Here is a 17,732-nt window from a genome sequence, read left to right on the forward strand (position 1 = left end):
GGCGGGATGAGCACTCCAGCACCTCCCGGATGGTACCGCGACCCCAGCCAGCCCGGCTTCGAGCACTGGTGGGACGGCACAGCGTACGTGCAGACGCGGCCGATCGCCCAGCAGGCCGTCTACCTCGCGCGCCCGGCAGGCGTCTCGCCGAAGAGCCGCACCGTCGCCTCGCTGCTGAGCTTCTTCCTCGGCTGGCTCGGTGTCGACCGGTTCTACCTCGGAAACATCGGCATGGGCGTGGCGAAGCTGCTCCTCGGCTGGCTCACCGCCGGCATCTGGCCGCTCATCGACTTCATCGTGATCGTGGCGGGCTCCGCCCACGACGGAGAGGGCCTAGCCGTCACGAGCTGGGAGTAGGGCCACCGGATGCCCGAGCTCACCTACACCGCGATCGGCGCGACGCGCGACCTGCGCGATGTGCCGGAGGGCTTCCGCGCCCTCGAGCGCCGTGCGGTGATCGGCCACGGCACGGAGGCGTTCACCGCGGCGCAGCGCCGCATCCTCGACTGGGGCCTCCAGACCGGCAGCGGCATGGCGGTCGACATCACCGGCCCGATCGAGGTCGGGGACACCGTGCGGCTCACGATCCCGTTCGGTCCGCTGCGGGTGCACGCGCCGGCGCGGGTCGTGTACGTCGTCGACGAGCCGCGACGGGCCGGCTTCGCGTACGGCACGCTGCCCGGGCATCCCGAGTGCGGCGAGGAGGCCTTCCTCGTCGAACAGGATTCCGACGGCACCGTGAGCACGGTCATCCGGGCGTTCTCGCACCCCGCCAACTGGTTCTGGTGGCTGGGGGCTCCGGTGCTCAGGCTCGCGCAGGAGCTCTACACGCGCCGCTACCTGAAAGCGCTCCAGCCATGATGGATGCCGCGGCCCTCGCCACCGCGCCCGTGACCTACGGCGCGGTGGGCGCCAGCCAGGCGCCAGACCTCCTCGCGTTCCCGCCCGCGGGATTCCGCCCGCTCGAGCGGCGCGCGCGGATCGGCCACGGCGAGGCCCGCTGGCGTTTCGCGACGCTGCAGGTGCTGAGCTGGGGCGTGAAGCGGCGGTCGGGGTTCCACGTCGATCCGGTTGCCTCGGAGGCCGGCTCGCGCACGGAGAGGGTGTTCTCGCCGGACGGTTTCGAGCTCGTGCATCCCGGAGACACCGCGATGCTGCGGTTCGGGCCGCTCCTCGAGCCCGTGCGGGTGGTGTTCGTGATCGACGAGCCCGACCGGCAGGGCTTCGGCTACGGCACCCTCGAGGGCCACCCGCTGCGGGGGGAGGAGAGCTTCGTCGTGGAGCGCCGGGACGACGACTCGGTGTGGCTGGTCGTGCGGTCGTTCTCCCGGCCGAGCACGCGGATGTGGCGGCTGCTCGGCCCCGCCGTGCGGGTCGCGCAGGAGATCCTGACCCGCCGCTACCTGTCCGCCCTCGCCGGCCGGATCTAGTCGCGCCAGCTGTGCCGCGGCTCGTAGCCGAGCAGGCGGCGGGCTTTCGCGATCGACAGCATCGTGTCGTGCTCGCCCAGCTCCCCGCGGATCTCGACCCCCGGGAAGACGGCCGCGACGAGCGACGCGTTCGACCGGGACATCACGGTGTCAGCGGCGGCGATGATGTACGCCTCGAAGCCGGGTGCGGCAGTCGCCAGCGCGCGGCTCACCGCCTGGGCGCCGTCGCGCGCGTCGATGTAGCCCCACAGGTTCCACTTGCGCAGCAGCGGGTCCGCGTCGAAAGACGGGAACGCGGCGTAGTCCTCCGGCGCCATGACGTTCGAGAAGCGCAGCGCCGTGATGCTGAGCGCCGGGTCCCAGCGCACGAAGGTGCGGGCCATGTCCTCCTCGAGGCGCTTGACCATCGAGTAGACCGACTCGGGCCGCGTGTCGTACTCCTCGTCGACCGGGATGTACGGCGGCGGGGTGTCGAACGGCAGGCCCAGCACGGTCTCGCTGGACGCGTAGACGATGCGGCGGATGCCCGCCCGCTTCGCCCCCTGGAAGACGTTGAACGTGGTGAGCATGTTGTTGCGGAAGGTCTCGGCGTCGGGTGCGATACCGGGCGCCGGGATCGCGGCGAGGTGGACTACCGCGTCCAGCCCGTCGTGGCGGTCCTGCACGCCGAGCAGGGCGTCGACGGTCTGGCCGTAGTCCGTGAGGTCGACGACGGTGCCGCCGGCGGTGGGCACCCGGTCCAGGACGAGGACGTCGTTGCCCTCTTCCCGCAGTGCGCGCACGACAGCACGGCCGAGCTTGCCGCTGCCGCCCGTGACCGCGATCACTCTGCCGCGCTCACTTCGACGTCCGGGTTCTCGCCGAACTCCTCGAGACCGGTCTCGGCGGCCGCCGGTGTCGCGACCCCCTCGATCGCGCCGACTACCGCGTCGAGCCCCGACGCGAGGTCGTCGACGACGACCAGCGCGCTCGTGGGCCGCAGCTCGTCGGCGGAGTAGATCCCCGTCGCGACGGCGATGAACGGGATGCGCGCCGAGTCCGCCGCGAGCCCGTCGTTGGGGGTGTCGCCGATGATCACGGCGTCGTGCCCGGCGAGGGCGGACCGCGCTCCGGCGGTGAGGTCTTGGCGAGTGGGGGACTCGTGCCCGAAGTAGGAGTGCTCCCAGTCGAAGGCCTCCGGGTCGAAGCCCGCGGCGAGCAGCTTGTAGCGGGCCCGGTTCGGGCCGTTGCCGGTGAGGAGAGCGTTGGTCCAGCCGTGCTCGGCCACGGCGGCAATCGCCTCAGGGGCGCCGGCGCAGGCATCCCGCACGTGGCCTCGCTCGTGCTGCTCGCGGGAGAGCACGTCCAACTGGTACAGCACGTCGCCGAGCCGCGACGGATCGAGGCCGTTCACCTCGAGGATGGCGCGCAGCAGCTGGCCCTCGGTCATGCCGTGCGGGTTCTCCACGGGCACCGTGGGGCGCACCCCGGTGACCTGCTCGATCGAGTCGAGGTAGAGGGCTCCCGCGCTCGGGGTGTTGTAGATCAGGGTCCCGTCGATGTCCCACAGGATGTACGTGCTCATACCCCCATCGTGACAGATGGGAGAATCAACCTATGAATCGCACCGGACGCACGATCACCGCGGCAATCTCCCGCAGCCCCGCGCGCCACGTGCTCAAGCGGTTCGTGCCCCAGACCGACCGCTTCCTCTTCCGGGTGACCGGCGGCCGGTGGAAGCTGAGTGCTCCTGCGATGCCGTCCCTCATGCTGTTCAGCACCGGGGCGAAGTCGGGCGCGCGCCGCGAGTCGCCGCTCATCTGCTTCCCGCAGCCCGACGGCACGTGGTTCATCGTGGGCAGCAACTTCGGCCTCGAGACTCACCCGGCCTGGACCTGGAACCTCATGGCGAACCCGGACGCGGAGGTGCACTACCGCCGGGCGCTCCGGCCGGTGCGCGCCAGGCTCCTCGCCCAGGACGAGGCCGACGGGCTCTGGCCAGCGCTCGAGGCCGAGTGGCCCGATTACCGCGACTACGAGAAGACGGCCAAACGGAACATCCGGATCTTCCACCTGGTGCCCCGCTAGTGCCGAGCGCACTGCCGATCGCCGACCCCGCCCCGCTGGACGGCCTGCTGCCGCACAGCGTCGCGGAGGGGGCATCCGGCCGCAATTTCGGCGTCTACCTGCACGTGCCCTTCTGTCGCGTGCGCTGCGGTTACTGCGACTTCAACACCTACACCAGCGACGAGCTCCGGGGCGCGAAGCGGAGCGACTACGCCTCCCAGGCGATCGCCGAGGTCGCCCTGGCCCAGAGCGTCATGCGCGAGGCCCGGATGCCCGCCCGCCCGGTCTCGACGGTATTCTTCGGCGGCGGAACCCCGACCCTCCTGCCCTCGACCGACCTCATCGCGATGCTGCACTCGGTGGTGGACACCTGGGGGCTAGCCCCGGGCGCCGAGGTCACGACCGAGGCGAACCCCGACTCCGTCGACCTCGAGTACCTGCTCGCCCTCCGGGAGGCGGGCTTCACGCGGGTGAGCTTCGGCATGCAGTCGGCGGTGCCGCATGTGCTCGCGACGCTGGAGCGCACCCACGACCCGTCCCGCATCCCGCTCGTCGTGGAGTGGGCGCGCGAGGCGGGGCTGCAGGTGAGCCTCGACCTCATCTACGGCACGCCGGGGGAGTCGCTCGCCGACTGGGATGCCTCGCTCGAACAGGCCATCGCGCAGCTGCCCGACCACATCTCCGCGTACGCGCTCATCGTCGAGGACGGCACGAAGCTCGCCGCGCAGATCCGCCGCGGCGAGGTCGCGATGCCGGACGACGACCTGCAGGCCGACATGTACGAGCGCGCGGAGCAGAAGCTGCGCGACGCAGGCTTCGAGTGGTACGAGGTGTCGAACTGGGCGCGACGGCCCGAGTTCAGGAGCGACCACAACCTCGGCTACTGGGTCGGTCACGACTGGTGGGGCGTCGGGCCGGGCGCCCACAGCCACCTCGGCGGCGTGCGCTGGTGGAACGTCAAGCACCCGGCGGCATACGCGGACCGGATGGCGGCGGGCCACAGTCCGGCGGCCGGGCGCGAGACGCTCGACGCGGAGACGCGCAGGGTCGAGTCCGTTCTGCTCCGGACGCGCGTGCGGGAGGGGTTCCCGATCGGCGAGCTCGCGGCATCCGGTCGCACCGCCGTTGCCGGCCTCATCGCTGATGAGCTCGTGGATGCCCGTGCGGCACTCGCCGGCCGCATCGAGCTGACGCTCCGCGGCAGGCTGCTTGCCGATGCCGTGGTCAGGCGCCTCGTCGAATAGCAGAAGGCCCCCGGAGCCGGAGCTCCGAGGGCCTTCTGAGAAGTGCGACTACTTGATGAGGCGCAGGGCGAACGGGTAGCGGTAGGAGCCGCCGGCGTTGACCTTCTGGAAGCCCTGGATCGACCAGATGAGGGAGATGACCCACACGGCGAGCGGGAGCAGCCAGCCGACGAGGCCCCAGAAGCCGAGAGTCACGGCGGTGAGGATCGCGTTGACGATGAAGACCGCGACCTGGGCGATGGCGACGGTGATCTGGAAGTTCAGCGCCTCCTTGGCCTCGACGTTGGTCACGGTGCCGCGGTCCTTGAAGATGAGCCAGATGATCAGCGACGGCAGGAAGCCGAGGATGCCGCCCAGGTGAGCGAATGACGCCCACTGCTTGTCCTCAGCGGGGGTCAGTGGTGCGGCAGCCGCGGGAGCGGGCTGCGGAGTTGCGTCAGTCATGTGATCGTTGCCTTTCAGGGTGAACGAGGTGTACTGACACAAGGTAGTGCCTCGCAACTCGCGCGTGCAACGGTTTGGTTACGGCGCGTCACAGGCCCGTGACGACGGCCATCGACAGCACGACGCTCGCGACGATGATCACCCCGACCACGATCTCGGCGTAGCCGATCGCGAGCCCAGCGGTGGCGGTGCCCCAGCCGGGCTCCCCGGTGCGGCGGATGCGGGCGCGCGCGAGATGGCCGAACACCACGCCGAGCACGCCGCCGATGACGCCGAACCACAGTGCGAGCGTCGCGAGCGGGGTCGGCCGGTCGCCCTCGTCGTCGTCCCTGTCGAGCACGGCGAGCAGCTCGCGCCGCCGGGCGGCCGCTCCCGAGCCCACGAACGGGATCGACAGCGGGTACCGCCACGACCCGGTGCGCCACATCCGGATGCCCGCCCACACGGCCACCACGGCTCCGACCGCCCACGGCACCGGGAGGAGCCACGCGAGCAGGCTCACGGCCCAGTACGCCCCCGCGCTGAAAGCGAGCGTGGAGAGCACGAAGTCGGCGATCACCGCGCCGACGAGAAGCACGCCCAGCGTGAGCTGCCAGTTGAGGGCGAGTCGCGCCTGCTCCGCGGTGCGCTCGTCGTTGTCACGGAGCAAGACGTACATCGCCGCCGCCGGTGCGGCGCCGAAGACACCGGCCGCGTGGGCCACGGTGCCGAGGATGCGCGACTCGCGCGCGGCCGACGGAGTCGCCTGGAGCGCGGGGTGGGCGAGGGCCATAGCGCACACCGTACCGGCGCGCGACCCGCTGGAGGGCGCGGCGGGGCGTGTCACGGTACAATTGGCAGTCAGTGTGAATGAGTGCTAATCCACGGGAGGCGGGTGTCGGCATGGTGTCAGAACGCGGTCTCGAAGTGCTCCGGGTGATCGTGCAGGACTATGTGGCCTCCCGAGAGCCCGTCGGCTCCAAGTCGATAGTCGACCGGCACTCCTTCGGCGTCTCGGCGGCCACGATCCGCAATGACATGGCGCTCCTCGAGGACGAGGAGCTCATCACCGCCCCGCACACCTCCTCCGGCCGCGTTCCGACCGACAAGGGCTACCGCGTCTTCGTCGACCAGCTCGCCGACCTGCGCCCCCTCAGCTCGGCGCAGCGCCAGGCCATCGAGTCGTTCCTCGGCCACTCGGCGGACCTCGACGACGTGCTCGCCCGCACCGTCCGGCTCCTCTCCCAGCTGACCCACCAGGTCGCGGTCGTGCAGTACCCCTCGCTGGCCACGTCGCGCGTGCGGCACATCGAGCTGGTCACACTCGCACCGACCCGGCTCATGACCGTGCTGATCACCGACTCCGGCCGCGTAGAGCAGCGCCAGTTCGACCTGGCGAGCCCGATCGACGACCAGCTCGCGGGCGAGCTGCGGACGAGGCTCAACTCCGCGCTCGGCGGGCTCGGCCTCTCCGATGCCGCGGCGAGGCTCGGCACCCTCACCGACGAGTTCGCGGCCGAGCGGCGACCGGTGGTCGCGCAGGTCGTGGCATCCCTCTCGGAGCAGGTTCTCGCGAACCGGCAGGACAAGCTGCTGCTCGCGGGCACCGCGAACCTCGCGCGCACGGAGGAGGACTTCACCGGCAGTATCTTCCCGGTGCTCGAGGCGATTGAGGAGCAGGTGACCCTCCTGCGCCTGTTCGGCGAGATGGAGATCGACCTCGGCGGCGTCTCGGCGCGCATCGGCAGGGAGAACGCGACGTTCGGCCTCGGTGAGACGTCTGTCGTCTCGAGCGGCTATTCGTCGTCGGGGGGAAGCGTGGCGCGACTCGGGGTGTTGGGCCCTACGCGCATGGACTATTCGAACAACATGGCCGCGGTGCGGGCGGTAGCGCGCTACCTCTCGCGACTGCTCGGCGAAGAATAAGCACTGAGGAATACGTAAAGAAGTGGCAGATCACTACGAGGCGCTCGGCATCGACCGGAGCGCCACACCCGACGAGATCAAGAAGGCGTACCGCAGACTCGCTCGCGAGCTCCACCCGGATGTGAACCCGAGTGCGGACGCGTCCGAGCGGTTCAAGGCCGTCACGCACGCGTACGACGTGCTGAGCGACCCGCAGCAGCGGCAGCAGTACGACCTGGGCCCGCAGCCCGGGTTCGGCGGCGGCGCGAACTTCGGCTTCGGCGACATCTTCGAGACGTTCTTCGGCGGCGGCGGGCGGCAGTCCGGGCCGAGGTCGCGCCGGGAGCGCGGGCAGGACGCCCTGGTGCGCGTCGAGCTCGACCTCGACGAGGTCATCTTCGGCACCAAGCGCGACCTCGAGGTCAACACCGCGGTGCTGTGCGAGACCTGCCAGGGCTCGTGCTGCGTGCCCGGCACCTCGCCCGTCATGTGCGACATCTGCCAGGGCACCGGCCAGATCCAGCGCACCATGCGCAGCCTGCTCGGCAACGTCATGACGTCGAACCCGTGCGGTACCTGCCGCGGGTACGGCACGATCATCCAGAACCCGTGCGTCACGTGCGCCGGGCAGGGCCGCGTGCGGGCGACCCGGAGCATCCCGGTCGACATCCCCGCGGGCGTCGAGACCGGCCTGCGCCTGCAGATGCCGGGCCAGGGCGAGGTCGGCCCCGCCGGCGGCCCCAACGGCGACCTGTTCCTCGAGATGAAGGTGCGCCACCACGAGACGTTCAGCCGCAACGGCGACGACCTGCTCGCGACCATCGAGGTGCAGATGACCGACGCCATCCTCGGGACCAAGACCACGCTCAAGGGCCTCGACGGCGACGTGGCCGTGGAGATCAAGCCCGGCACCCAGAGCGCCGAGGTCATCACCGTCAAGGACCGCGGGATCACCCACCTGCGCGGCTCGGGCCGCGGCGACCTCAAGATCGGCGTGCAGGTCATGACGCCGACGAAGCTCAACGGCAAGGAGCAGGAGCTCATCAAGCAGCTGGCGGCCGCCCGCAAGCCGCAGGCGCCCCACTTCGCCCACTTCCAGCAGGGGCTCTTCACGAAGCTCCGCGACCGCTTCCTGGGCTTCTGATGAGCCGTTGGCCCGCCACGGCGCCCGGCCCAGCGAGGGTGCGGTAGCCGAGTGGCGCACTTCTACATCTCCGAGGAGCTCGAGAGCGCGGCCGTGGGCGACCGCGTCGCGATCACCGGGCCCGAGGCGCGCCACGCCGTGACCGTGAGCCGCCTCGCGGTCGGCGAGACGATCTCGATCGGCAACGGCTCGGGCCTCGTGGTAACGGGTCCGATCGTCACCGCCGAGCACACGGAGCTCGCCATCACGGTCGCCTCGGCCCACGAGGAGCCGCGCCGCGCCCCCGCCGTATTCCTCGCGCAGGCGCTCGCCAAGGGCGACCGTGACGAGCTCGCGGTGCAGGCCGCCACCGAGCTCGGCGTCGACGGCGTCATCCCGTGGACCGCCCAGCGCAGCATCTCACGCTGGGAGGGCCCGAAGATCGCCAAGGGCCGCGACCGCTGGAGCGCCGTGGTGCGGGAGGCGAGCAAGCAGTCGCTGCGGCCGTGGATCCCGGACGTGCTCGACCTCGTCACGACCAAGCAGCTCGTCCGCCTGGCAGAGGGGGCGAGGATGCTCGTCCTCGAGCCGACCGCCGCGCTGACGCTCGGCGAGCTCGAGACCGACGAGCGGGACCTCATCCTCGTCGTCGGCCCGGAGGGCGGCATCGCGCCCCAGGAGCTCGACGCGCTCGCGGCCGCGGGCGCGTCCGTGGTCCGACTGGGCGACGAGGTACTGCGCACGTCGACCGCGGGCCCCGCGGCGCTCGCCGTTCTCAATGTGAAGCTCGGCCGCTGGTGAGAGACTAGGCCTATGACTTCTGCAACCCCGTCGATCTTCACGCGCATCGTCGCGCGCGAGATCCCCGCGGACATCGTGTTCGAGAACGACCGCATCATCGCGTTCAAGGACATCAAGCCGCAGGCTCCCGTGCACCTGCTCGTGGTCCCCAAGACCGAGGAGTACGAGAACGTCGCGGAGCTGGCCGCGGGCGACCCGGCCCTGCTCGCGGAGGTCGTCGCGGTGGCTCAGCAGCTCGCCTCGGAGCACGCGGCAGGCGAGTTCCGGCTCATCTTCAACAGCGGCTCCAGTGCGGGCCAGACCGTCTTCCACGTGCACGCGCATGTGCTGAGCGGTCCTATCACGGAAGGCTCCCTTGGCTTCTAGCGACAGTACGGCTCCCGAGAACATCGACCACGTCGATCTGGAGGTCGACGGCGTGGCGATGGTCAGGCTCCTCGGGGCGCAGGACCGCCTGCTCGCCACCATCGAGAAGCAGTACCCGCTCGTCGACGTCCACGTGCGCGGCAACCACGTCGCACTGAGCGGGGAGGCCGCGCAGGTGCAGGCCGCGAAGGTGCTCATCGAGGAGCTCGTCCACATGGTGCGCGACGGCGTCGACCTCGGGCCGACCGAGGTGCGGTCGTCCGCCCGCATCCTCGACGCGAAGTCGGGCAGCCCGGCCGAGCTGCTCAGCCAGGCGATCCTCACGGCCCGCGGCAAGAGCATCCGGCCCAAGACCCTCGGGCAGAAGGAGTACGTCGACGCCATCGACGAGAACACGATCGTGTTCGGCATCGGCCCCGCCGGTACGGGCAAGACCTACCTCGCGATGGCGAAGGCCGTGCAGGCGCTGCAGCGCAAGGAGGTCGAGCGGATCATCCTCAGCCGCCCCGCGATCGAGGCGGGCGAGCGGCTCGGGTTCCTCCCCGGCAGCCTCACGGACAAGATCGACCCGTACCTCCGACCGCTCTACGACGCGCTCAACGAGATGATGGACCCCGACCTGGTGCCCAAGCTCCTCGCCTCGGGCACCGTCGAGGTCGCGCCGCTCGCGTACATGCGCGGCCGCACGCTCAACAACTCGTTCGTCGTGCTCGACGAGGCCCAGAACACCACGCCCGAGCAGATGAAGATGTTCCTCACCCGGCTCGGCTTCGGCTCGAAGATGGTCATCACGGGCGACGTCACGCAGGTGGACCTGCCGGCCGGGGCATCCGGGCTGCAGCTGGTCACGCGCGTGCTCGACGGCATCGACGACATCCACTTCGCCCGCCTGACCAGCGCGGACGTCGTGCGCCACAGCCTGGTGGGCCAGATTGTCGACGCGTACACGAAGTACGACGCCGAGCTTCAGCTTGAGAAGTACGAACGGGGCCGCAAGTGAGCATCGAGATCAACAACGAGTCGGGCGTGGATGTCGACGCGGAGGCGATCCAGCGCCTCGCGGTGTTCGCGCTCGACCAGCTGCACGTGCATCCCGATGCCGAACTCGCAATCGTCTTCGTCGACGAGGCGGCCATGGAGCAGCTCCACGTGCAGTGGATGGACGAGCCCGGCCCCACCGACGTGCTGAGCTTCCCGATGGACGAGCTGCGCCCCGGCAGCGAGGACGCCGTGACGCCCGCGGGCCTGCTCGGCGACATCGTCGTGTGCCCGCAGGTGGCGATCGCCCAGGCGCAGACCGCCGGCCACAGCCCCCTCGAGGAGATGCTCCTGCTCACCACGCACGGAATCCTGCACCTGCTCGGCTTCGACCACGCGGAGCCGGAGGAGGAGCGGGAGATGTTCGGCATCCAGCGCGACATCCTCGTCGGCTTCGCCCTGGCCGAGCGACGACGGTAGCCGCATGGTCGGCATCTTCATCACGGTCGCGGTGCTGCTCGTCGTCTTCGGCGGCCTGCTCGCCGCCGCCGATGCCGCCCTGGGGGTCCTGAGCCGCACGGACCTCGCGGAGCTTGCCGCCCACAGCCGCTCGCGCCGCTCCCTGCTCGCGATCGCCGCCGATCCCGGCGCGCACATCAACGCCCTCAACTTCATGCGCATCGTGGCCGAGACGACGGCAGCGGTGCTCATCACCCTCGCCTTCGCCTCCGTCTTCGCGGACTGGTGGTGGACCCTCCTGGCGAGCGCCCTCATCATGACTGGCGCGTCGTTCGTTCTCGTGGGGTCGAGCCCGCGCAGCGTCGGCCGGGCGAACGCGCGCGCCGTCATGCGCTTCGCGGCGCCCATCGTGCGGAGCATCCGCGTGGTGCTCGGCCCGATCGCCGCGGCGCTCGTCGCCCTCGGCAACCGGGTCACGCCCGGCCGCCCGCCGAGCGCGACCTTCTCGAGCGAGGAGCAGCTGCTCAGCATGGTCGACGAGGCCACCGAGCTCGAGGTGCTCGAGGAGGACGACCGCGAGCTCATCCACTCGATCTTCGAGTTCAACGACACGGTAGTTCGCGAGGTGATGATCCCGCGCACCGACATGGTCACGATCGACTCGGACGCCACGATGAGCACGTCCATGGGCCTGTTCCTGAGCAAGGGCATCTCCCGGATGCCCGTGATCGGCGACAACATCGACGAGGTGCTCGGGGTGCTGTACCTGCGGGACGTTGCACGGGTGGTGTACGAGCAGACCCTCGACGCCGGTACGCTCACCGCCGCGCAGCTCGCCCGTCCCGCGCTCTTCGCCCCGGAGTCGCAGAAGGCCGACAGCCTGCTGCGCCAGATGCAGTTGGAGTCCAACCACCTCGCCATGGTCGTCGACGAGTACGGCGGTATCGCGGGCCTCGCGACCCTCGAGGACCTCATCGAGGAGCTGGTCGGCGAGATCTCCGACGAGTACGACCACGAGGTGCCCGAGGTCGAGGAGCTGGGGGAGGGCCGCTACCGCGTGAGCGCTCGACTCGCGATCGACGAGCTCGGCGACCTGTTCGGCCTCGAGCTGGAGGACGACGAGGTCGACTCCGTGGGCGGTCTCATCACCAAGGTCCTCGGGCGGCTGCCCACCGCGGGCGCCTCCGCGGAGTTCTCGGGCCTCATCCTCACCGCCGACCGCACAGAGGGCCGCCGCAAGCGGCTCAGCACGGTGCTGGTCGAGCGGGATGCCGCACTCATCGACGCCCAGGAGGCGTTCAACAGCAAGGACAGCAATGACTGACTTCCGCGCAGGCTTCGTCTCGTTCGTCGGGCGGCCCAATGTCGGCAAATCCACCCTGACGAACGCGCTGGTGGGCGAGAAGGTGGCGATCACCTCCTCGAAGCCGCAGACCACGCGCCGCGCCATCCGGGGCATCGTCCACCTCGAGGGCGGGCAGCTCATCATCGTCGACACCCCCGGGATGCACCGGCCGCGGACCCTGCTCGGCGAGCGCCTCAACACCATCGTGCAGGACACGCTCGCGGAGGTCGACGTGATCGGGCTGTGCCTGCCCGCGAACGAGAAGATCGGCCCCGGCGACAAGTACATCAACGAGCAGCTGGACTCGTTCCCGCGGGCGAAGAAGGTCGCGATCGTGACCAAGATCGACGCGTCCTCGCGCCCGGGCGTTGCCGAGCAGCTCCAGGCGGTTTCGGAGCTGCGCGACTGGGACGCCATCATCCCGATCTCCTCGTTCGACAAGGTGCAGCTCGACATCCTCGGCGCCGAGCTCGTGAAGCTCATGCCCGTGTCGCAGGCGCTGTACCCGGATGACGCGACCACCGACGAGACGACGGAGTCCCGCGTCGCCGAGCTCGTCCGCGAGGCGGTGCTCGAGGGCGTCATGGACGAGCTGCCGCACTCCATCGCCGTCACGATCGACGACATGATCGAGAGCGAGACGAAGGACCTGCTGGAGATCTACGCGAACCTGTTCGTCGAGCGCGACAGCCAGAAGGGCATCATCATCGGCCACCAGGGCCAGCGGCTGCAGGACGTCGGTGCCCGCGCCCGGGTCGAGATCGAGAAGCTGCTCGGCCGAAAGGTGTTCCTCTCCCTGCGCGTGAAGGTCGCGAAGGAGTGGCAGCGCGACGCCAAGCAGCTGGGGCGCCTCGGCTTCTAGCCCTCGGTCACCGCCGTGAGCTGCGGCCGGATGAGCACCACGCCGGTGCCGAACCTGCTGTCCGCCCACTTCTGCACCGAGCCGTCGTCGAACACGACGGAGCCCACCACGTAGCCGTTCACCTGGTTCGCGGAGAGGATCTCGACCGGCGCCTCGTCGGGCAGCGCCTCCTGCGCGGCGTCGAGGGCCTCCTGCCCGGCGGTTCCGGCGTTCTCCGGGTCCATCTGCGGGTCGTCCACGGGCATCGGGTCGTACAGCGCGAGCTGCACGGCGTCGGTGACGGTGAGGCCCGAGCCGTCCCAACTGCCCCAGACCGCGTAGGCGCCCCACGTGGTCCCGTCAGCCGTCTCGTCGCCCTCGATGGTCTCCCAGTCCCACCCCGTGAGCTCGGGGCCGCTGCACTGCGGCGGATACGACGTGAGGACGGCGCCCAGGCAGAACTGCGGCGCGGCGTCCCCGACCTGCAGCACGGTGCCCTGGCCCATCACGTCGACGGGCACGGCGGGGGCGGAACCGGGCGAGGTCTGCGGGGCGCATCCGGCGAGCAGCAGGACGGCGGCCACGGCGAGGGCGGCGGGGGTGCGCGACACGGTCATGCGTCCAGTGTCGCGGGAGGTCGGGCCGTCCACCACCCAACGTTTGCGGCCAGTTGCGCGTCTGCGGCTCTCCACAACGGGCGGGGCGGGGCGGGGCGCGGCCCGCGCAACTACATCGCGCGACGGACGCGCGGGCGGGGCATCCGGCATAGCGTTGTCCTCATGTTCCGCCGCCTGACGCCGACCCAGCTCACGGTCGACATCAGCGTCGCCGTCGTGTGCCTGCTCGTGCGCAGCAGCATGACGTTCGAGAACCTCGCACTGTGGTTCGTGGTGGTGCTCATGGCGGGGGCCCTCGCCATCCGGCGGCTCAGCCCCGGCATCGCACTGGTGGTCGCGTGGGTGGGCGCGGTGCTGCAGATGTCGGCGATGCTGCCGCCCGACGTGTCGAACGCCGCCATCCTCGCGGTGCTGTTCGCGACCGCGCGGTACGGGGGCCGTGTCGTGCGATGGGCGGGGTTCGCGTCCGCCGTCGGCGGTGCCGCTGTCGCGAGCGCGTACACGGTGCTCGTCACCGGCATCTTCGGGACGCCCGTCGACATCGGGCTGTTCTTCCGCAGCTTCTCGGTGAGCCTGCTGGGCGCGGCAGCCGTGCTCGGGCTGAGCTGGACGCTCGGCTTCCTGTGGCGCACGTGGGACACGGCCCGCCAGAACCGGCGCGAGAAGATCGCGGCCGAGCAGTCGACGATCGTCGAGCAGGAGCGCAACCGCATCGCGCGCGACATGCACGACGTGGTCGCCCATTCACTCGCTGTCGTGATCGCGCAGGCCGACGGTGCGCGCTACGCCGGTGACAAGGAGGCCACGGATGCCGCGCTCACGACAATCGCGTCCACAGCCCGCGAGGCGCTCTCCGACGTGCGCCTGCTGCTCGGCCAGCTCCGCCACAGCCAGGAGGAGGGGCCGCAGCCGGTGCTCGCCGACCTCGACCGCCTCGTCGAGCAGCTGCGCGCGTCGGGACTGGTCGTCGCGGTCGAGCGCCGCGGCATCCCGCTGCAGCTCGCCGCCGCCCGCGAGCTCGCCCTCTACCGCATCGCGCAGGAGGCGCTCACGAACGCCCTGCGCCACGGCGACACGGACGAGGAGGCGATGGTGCTCATCGACTGGGGGCGGGATGCCGCATCCCTCACGGTCTCGAACGCGCTGAAGCTCCCCGCCCGCGAGCCGCGGCCGGGCCACGGCCTCGCGGGCATGCGGGAGCGCGCGCTCCTGGTCGGCGGAACGCTCGAGGCCGGCGCGCAGAACGACCACTGGGTCGTGTCGGCAAGGATTCCCGCGTGATCCGGGTCGCGCTGGTCGACGACCAGGCTCTGTTCCGCGCGGGCATCCGGATGCTCGTGTCGTCGCAGCCCGACCTCGAGTTCGTGGGGGAGGCCGGCGACGGCTCCGCGGGCGTGGCCATGGCGGCCGAGACGAAGCCCGACGTGATCCTCATGGACATCCGGATGCCCGTGATGGACGGCATCGAGGCGACGAGGCTGATCGTGGCATCCGGGCCCCAGGCCCCGCGCATCATCGTGCTCACGACCTTCGACCTGGACGAGGCGGCGGCCCGGGCGATCCGCGGGGGAGCGAGCGGCTTCATCCTCAAGGACGCCGACCCGGAGCTGCTGCTCGCCGCGATCCGGGCGGTGCACTCGGGCAGCTCGGTGATCGCGGCATCCGCCACCCGGGAGCTGTTCGAGCACTTCGGGGAGCGGGCCTCCACGGAGCCCGCCGCCTTCGGCACGCTGACGGCGCGCGAGCGCGAGATCTTCCTGCTCGCCGCCCGCGGGCTCAGCAACTCCGAGATCGCGAAGACGGAGTTCCTCAGCGAGGCCACGGTGAAGACGCACATCAGCCGGGTGCTGGGCAAGCTCGAGCTCCGCGACCGCGTGCAGCTGGTCGTCTACGCCTACGAGAACCGGCTCGCGTAGGTCATCCCAGCGATGTAGTGCTTCGCGACGAGCGGCCGATTCGCCGGGGCGCGCACGTCGCGAGGCTTGAAGCATGACAATCACCCCAGACTCCCTCGGCCTCGTCGCCAGGGTCGCGCAACTGACCAAGTCCTACGGCGCCGGATCGACGACCGTGACCGCACTCGACGACGTGTCGATCGGGATCCGCAAGGGCGAGTTCACCGCCATCATGGGCCCGAGCGGGTCCGGCAAGTCCACGCTCATGCACATCATGGCCGGCCTCGACTCGGCGACCACCGGCCGGGTGTGGATCGGCAACACCGAGATCACCAACCTGGAGGACACCGAGCTCACGATGATCCGCCGCCGGCGCGTCGGCTTCGTGTTCCAGTCGTTCAACCTCGTGCCGACGCTCGACATCGAGGGCAACATCCTCCTGCCGTTCGAGCTGGACGGCCGTAGGCCGACCACGGAGGAGCGTGCCTGGATCGACGAGCTCATCGGCTCCCTGGGCCTTGCGGACCGCCTCCGCCACCGCCCGTACGAGCTCTCCGGCGGCCAGCAGCAGCGGGTCGCGATCGCCCGGGCCCTGGGTTCGCGCCCGCAGCTCGTGTTCGCCGACGAGCCGACCGGCAACCTCGACTCCCGCACGGGCCGCGAGGTGCTCTCCCTGCTGGCGACGGCGGCCTCCACGTACGGCCAGAGCATCGCGATGGTCACCCACGACCCGGTGGCGGCGAGCTTCGCCGACCGCATCCTGTTCCTCGCCGACGGCAAGGTCGTCGAGGACCGCGGGCGCTCCACCGCCGCCGAGATCTCCAGCTACATGCTGGGCATGGAGAGTGCCGCATGAGCCGCTTCGCCATCCGCGAGCACACGTCGAGCATCCTCGTCAGCGCGCTCAGCGCCGCGTTCGGCGTCTCGCTCCTGCAGGTGACCGGCAACCTGGCGATCCTGCTCGCCGCGGACCGCGTCACCGGCTCGAGCCAGACCGTCGCCGTGATGCTGGGCATCGTCGCGATCGTGTTCATCGTCATCTCCACCTATGTCGGGGCGATCGTCACGTCGAACACCTTCGCGACGATCATCGCCGGCCGTACCCGCACGATCGCGCTCATGCGCCTGATCGGCTCGACCGCGGCGGCACAGCGCCGGGCGGTCGCGAAGGAGGGGCTCATCGTCGGGCTGATCGGCGTTGTCGTCGGCAGTGCCGTGGGCACCCTCGTGACCCTGGCGACTGTCCTCGTGGCCGTAGGGACGAAGTTCATCCCCGACCTCCCGTACACCTACGTCGAGCCCGTGCTGCTCGTTCCGGTGGTCGGCGTCGTGCTGACGACGTGGCTCGCCTCCTGGGTCGGCTCGCGCCGCGTGCTGCAGGTCTCGCCCATGCAGGCAACCGGTGCAGCACAGGAGGCCAGCCGGGAGGAGGCAGCGGGCCACCGCGGCCGCAATGTCCTCGCCATCACCCTGTTCGCGGTGGGTGCCGCGCTCCTGGTCGTCGGTGTGATCGTGGGCTTCATCAACCCCGCCGGCGTGCTTGTCGGCCTCGTCGGCGGAGTCGTGTCGTTCACCGGCCTCGTGCTCGGCGCCCAGCTCGTGATGCCGCCCGCACTGCGAGCGGTGGGCAGGATGCTCGGCTCCAGCCCCTCGGCCCGCCTCGCGGCGGAGAACGCCGTCCGCTATCCGGAGCGCAGCTCCCGCACCACGATCGGCCTCGTGATCGGCGTCACCCTCGTGACGACCTTCGCCGTCGCCATGGGCAGCTTCCAGCGGATCATCGAGGAGGCCAAGAAGGCCCAGCCGGAGCTCTACCAGGGCACCGACCAGATGCTGATCGTCGTGGTGACGATCTTCTCGGTGCTCATCGGGTTCAGCGCCCTCATCGCGGCGGTGGGGATGGTCAACAACCTCTCCCTGAGCGTGCTGCAGCGCACCCGCGAGCTGGGCCTGCTGCGGGCGCTCGGGTTCACGGCCCGCCAGCTGCGGTCGATGGTCCGGGCGGAGGCGGCGCAGTTGACGATCGCCGCCATCCTCGTGGGCCTCGTGCTCGGCATCGGATACGGCTGGGCCGGAGCGCAGTCGCTCCTCGGTACGATCAACGGCTCGCCGGGGCTCGTGGTGCCGGTCGTTCCGCTGTGGCTGCTCGCGGTGGTGGCGGTCGCGGCCGCGGTCCTGACCGCCGTGGCATCGGTGGCACCCACCCGCCGCGCTACCCGCATCGCCCCGGTCGTCGCCCTCGCGGTCGACTGACCTCGC

Annotated in this window: 22 protein-coding genes; 17 read left to right on the forward strand and 5 right to left on the reverse strand. The window is 70.6% G+C overall.

Translation table 11 applies throughout. The annotated features are described in order from the left end of the window. Positions 1–6 precede the first annotated feature (6 nt). Genes AC1RTC_RS02210 through AC1RTC_RS02220 form a run of 3 tightly spaced genes read left to right on the forward strand, consistent with a single transcriptional unit; the run spans position 7 to position 1,430 of the window. Positions 7–357: an NINE protein gene (locus AC1RTC_RS02210; protein ID WP_493153819.1), complete on the forward strand. Its 351-nt coding sequence runs from the start codon at positions 7–9 to the stop codon at positions 355–357. Between the two features lie 9 nt (positions 358–366). Then, the gene (locus AC1RTC_RS02215) at positions 367–861 is read left to right on the forward strand and encodes a DUF1990 domain-containing protein (RefSeq protein ID WP_493153820.1); all 495 of its coding nucleotides are present in this window, start codon (positions 367–369) and stop codon (positions 859–861) included. Next, complete coding sequence (locus AC1RTC_RS02220; RefSeq protein WP_493153821.1) at positions 858–1,430, forward strand: DUF1990 domain-containing protein; 573 nt, start codon at positions 858–860, stop codon at positions 1,428–1,430. Before AC1RTC_RS02215 ends, AC1RTC_RS02220 begins: the two co-directional genes overlap by 4 nt. On the opposite strand, the gene AC1RTC_RS02225 is transcribed toward AC1RTC_RS02220, so the two are convergent. Continuing rightward, positions 1,427–2,257: an NAD-dependent epimerase/dehydratase family protein gene (locus tag AC1RTC_RS02225; protein ID WP_493153822.1), complete on the reverse strand. Its 831-nt coding sequence runs from the start codon at positions 2,255–2,257 to the stop codon at positions 1,427–1,429. The two genes, AC1RTC_RS02220 and AC1RTC_RS02225, sit on opposite strands and share 4 nt — an antisense overlap. Beyond that, on the reverse strand, positions 2,254–2,994 hold the full coding sequence (locus AC1RTC_RS02230; RefSeq protein ID WP_493153823.1) for an HAD family hydrolase: 741 nt from the start codon (positions 2,992–2,994) through the stop codon (positions 2,254–2,256). The genes AC1RTC_RS02225 and AC1RTC_RS02230 overlap by 4 nt, the downstream gene beginning before the upstream one ends. 32 nt (positions 2,995–3,026) lie before the next feature. Between AC1RTC_RS02230 and AC1RTC_RS02235 the strand changes: the two genes are divergently transcribed. Both AC1RTC_RS02235 and hemW read left to right on the forward strand, forming a co-directional pair. Then, on the forward strand, positions 3,027–3,497 hold the full coding sequence (locus AC1RTC_RS02235) for a nitroreductase family deazaflavin-dependent oxidoreductase (protein ID WP_493153824.1): 471 nt from the start codon (positions 3,027–3,029) through the stop codon (positions 3,495–3,497). Beyond that, positions 3,497–4,720, forward strand: coding sequence for a radical SAM family heme chaperone HemW (gene hemW, locus AC1RTC_RS02240; protein ID WP_493153825.1), 1,224 nt, complete (start codon positions 3,497–3,499; stop codon positions 4,718–4,720). The genes AC1RTC_RS02235 and hemW overlap by 1 nt, the downstream gene beginning before the upstream one ends. Before the next feature lie 48 nt (positions 4,721–4,768). On the opposite strand, the gene AC1RTC_RS02245 is transcribed toward hemW, so the two are convergent. Beyond that, complete coding sequence (locus AC1RTC_RS02245; protein ID WP_493153826.1) at positions 4,769–5,164, reverse strand: DUF4870 domain-containing protein; 396 nt, start codon at positions 5,162–5,164, stop codon at positions 4,769–4,771. A gap of 88 nt (positions 5,165–5,252) precedes the next feature. Beyond that, positions 5,253–5,936 carry a magnetosome magnetite crystal formation protein family gene (locus tag AC1RTC_RS02250; RefSeq protein ID WP_493153827.1) on the reverse strand — a complete coding sequence of 228 codons (684 nt, stop codon included), beginning with the start codon at positions 5,934–5,936 and terminating at the stop codon, positions 5,253–5,255. Between the two features lie 110 nt (positions 5,937–6,046). Between AC1RTC_RS02250 and hrcA the strand changes: the two genes are divergently transcribed. Genes hrcA through era form a run of 8 tightly spaced genes read left to right on the forward strand, consistent with a single transcriptional unit; the run spans position 6,047 to position 12,982 of the window. Beyond that, entirely contained in the window at positions 6,047–7,069 is a 1,023-nt protein-coding gene (gene hrcA / locus AC1RTC_RS02255) for a heat-inducible transcriptional repressor HrcA (protein ID WP_493153828.1), read from the forward strand. 22 nt (positions 7,070–7,091) lie between these two features. After that, the gene (dnaJ, locus tag AC1RTC_RS02260) at positions 7,092–8,192 is read left to right on the forward strand and encodes a molecular chaperone DnaJ (RefSeq protein ID WP_493153829.1); all 1,101 of its coding nucleotides are present in this window, start codon (positions 7,092–7,094) and stop codon (positions 8,190–8,192) included. A gap of 51 nt (positions 8,193–8,243) precedes the next feature. Then, a complete protein-coding gene (locus tag AC1RTC_RS02265; protein WP_493153830.1) occupies positions 8,244–8,972 on the forward strand; it encodes a 16S rRNA (uracil(1498)-N(3))-methyltransferase in 729 nt (242 codons plus the stop codon). Between the two features lie 12 nt (positions 8,973–8,984). Beyond that, positions 8,985–9,338, forward strand: a complete 354-nt coding sequence (locus AC1RTC_RS02270) for a histidine triad nucleotide-binding protein (RefSeq protein WP_493153831.1) — start codon at positions 8,985–8,987, stop codon at positions 9,336–9,338. Beyond that, positions 9,328–10,338, forward strand: coding sequence for a PhoH family protein (locus AC1RTC_RS02275; protein ID WP_493153832.1), 1,011 nt, complete (start codon positions 9,328–9,330; stop codon positions 10,336–10,338). Before AC1RTC_RS02270 ends, AC1RTC_RS02275 begins: the two co-directional genes overlap by 11 nt. After that, complete coding sequence (ybeY, locus tag AC1RTC_RS02280; RefSeq protein WP_493153833.1) at positions 10,335–10,796, forward strand: rRNA maturation RNase YbeY; 462 nt, start codon at positions 10,335–10,337, stop codon at positions 10,794–10,796. Before AC1RTC_RS02275 ends, ybeY begins: the two co-directional genes overlap by 4 nt. Positions 10,797–10,800: 4 nt before the next feature. Next, the gene (locus AC1RTC_RS02285) at positions 10,801–12,099 is read left to right on the forward strand and encodes a hemolysin family protein (protein WP_493153834.1); all 1,299 of its coding nucleotides are present in this window, start codon (positions 10,801–10,803) and stop codon (positions 12,097–12,099) included. Further along, positions 12,092–12,982 carry a GTPase Era gene (gene era / locus AC1RTC_RS02290; protein ID WP_493153835.1) on the forward strand — a complete coding sequence of 297 codons (891 nt, stop codon included), beginning with the start codon at positions 12,092–12,094 and terminating at the stop codon, positions 12,980–12,982. The genes AC1RTC_RS02285 and era overlap by 8 nt, the downstream gene beginning before the upstream one ends. On the opposite strand, the gene AC1RTC_RS02295 is transcribed toward era, so the two are convergent. Next, entirely contained in the window at positions 12,979–13,578 is a 600-nt protein-coding gene (locus AC1RTC_RS02295) for a hypothetical protein (protein WP_493153836.1), read from the reverse strand. The genes era and AC1RTC_RS02295 overlap by 4 nt on opposite strands. A 162-nt stretch (positions 13,579–13,740) precedes the next feature. On the opposite strand from AC1RTC_RS02295, the gene AC1RTC_RS02300 reads away from it, so the two are divergent. The 4 genes from AC1RTC_RS02300 to AC1RTC_RS02315 all read left to right on the forward strand — a co-directional run bounded on the left by AC1RTC_RS02300 (position 13,741) and on the right by AC1RTC_RS02315 (position 17,726). Then, the gene (locus tag AC1RTC_RS02300) at positions 13,741–14,859 is read left to right on the forward strand and encodes a sensor histidine kinase (protein ID WP_493153837.1); all 1,119 of its coding nucleotides are present in this window, start codon (positions 13,741–13,743) and stop codon (positions 14,857–14,859) included. Beyond that, a complete protein-coding gene (locus AC1RTC_RS02305) occupies positions 14,856–15,494 on the forward strand; it encodes a response regulator (RefSeq protein WP_493153838.1) in 639 nt (212 codons plus the stop codon). Before AC1RTC_RS02300 ends, AC1RTC_RS02305 begins: the two co-directional genes overlap by 4 nt. A gap of 73 nt (positions 15,495–15,567) precedes the next feature. Next, positions 15,568–16,329, forward strand: a complete 762-nt coding sequence (locus AC1RTC_RS02310; protein WP_493153839.1) for an ABC transporter ATP-binding protein — start codon at positions 15,568–15,570, stop codon at positions 16,327–16,329. Then, a complete protein-coding gene (locus AC1RTC_RS02315; protein ID WP_493153840.1) occupies positions 16,326–17,726 on the forward strand; it encodes an ABC transporter permease in 1,401 nt (466 codons plus the stop codon). The genes AC1RTC_RS02310 and AC1RTC_RS02315 overlap by 4 nt, the downstream gene beginning before the upstream one ends. The last annotated feature ends 6 nt before the right edge of the window (positions 17,727–17,732 follow it).

This window comes from Rhodoglobus sp. GW821-FHT12B09 (assembly GCF_058809925.1).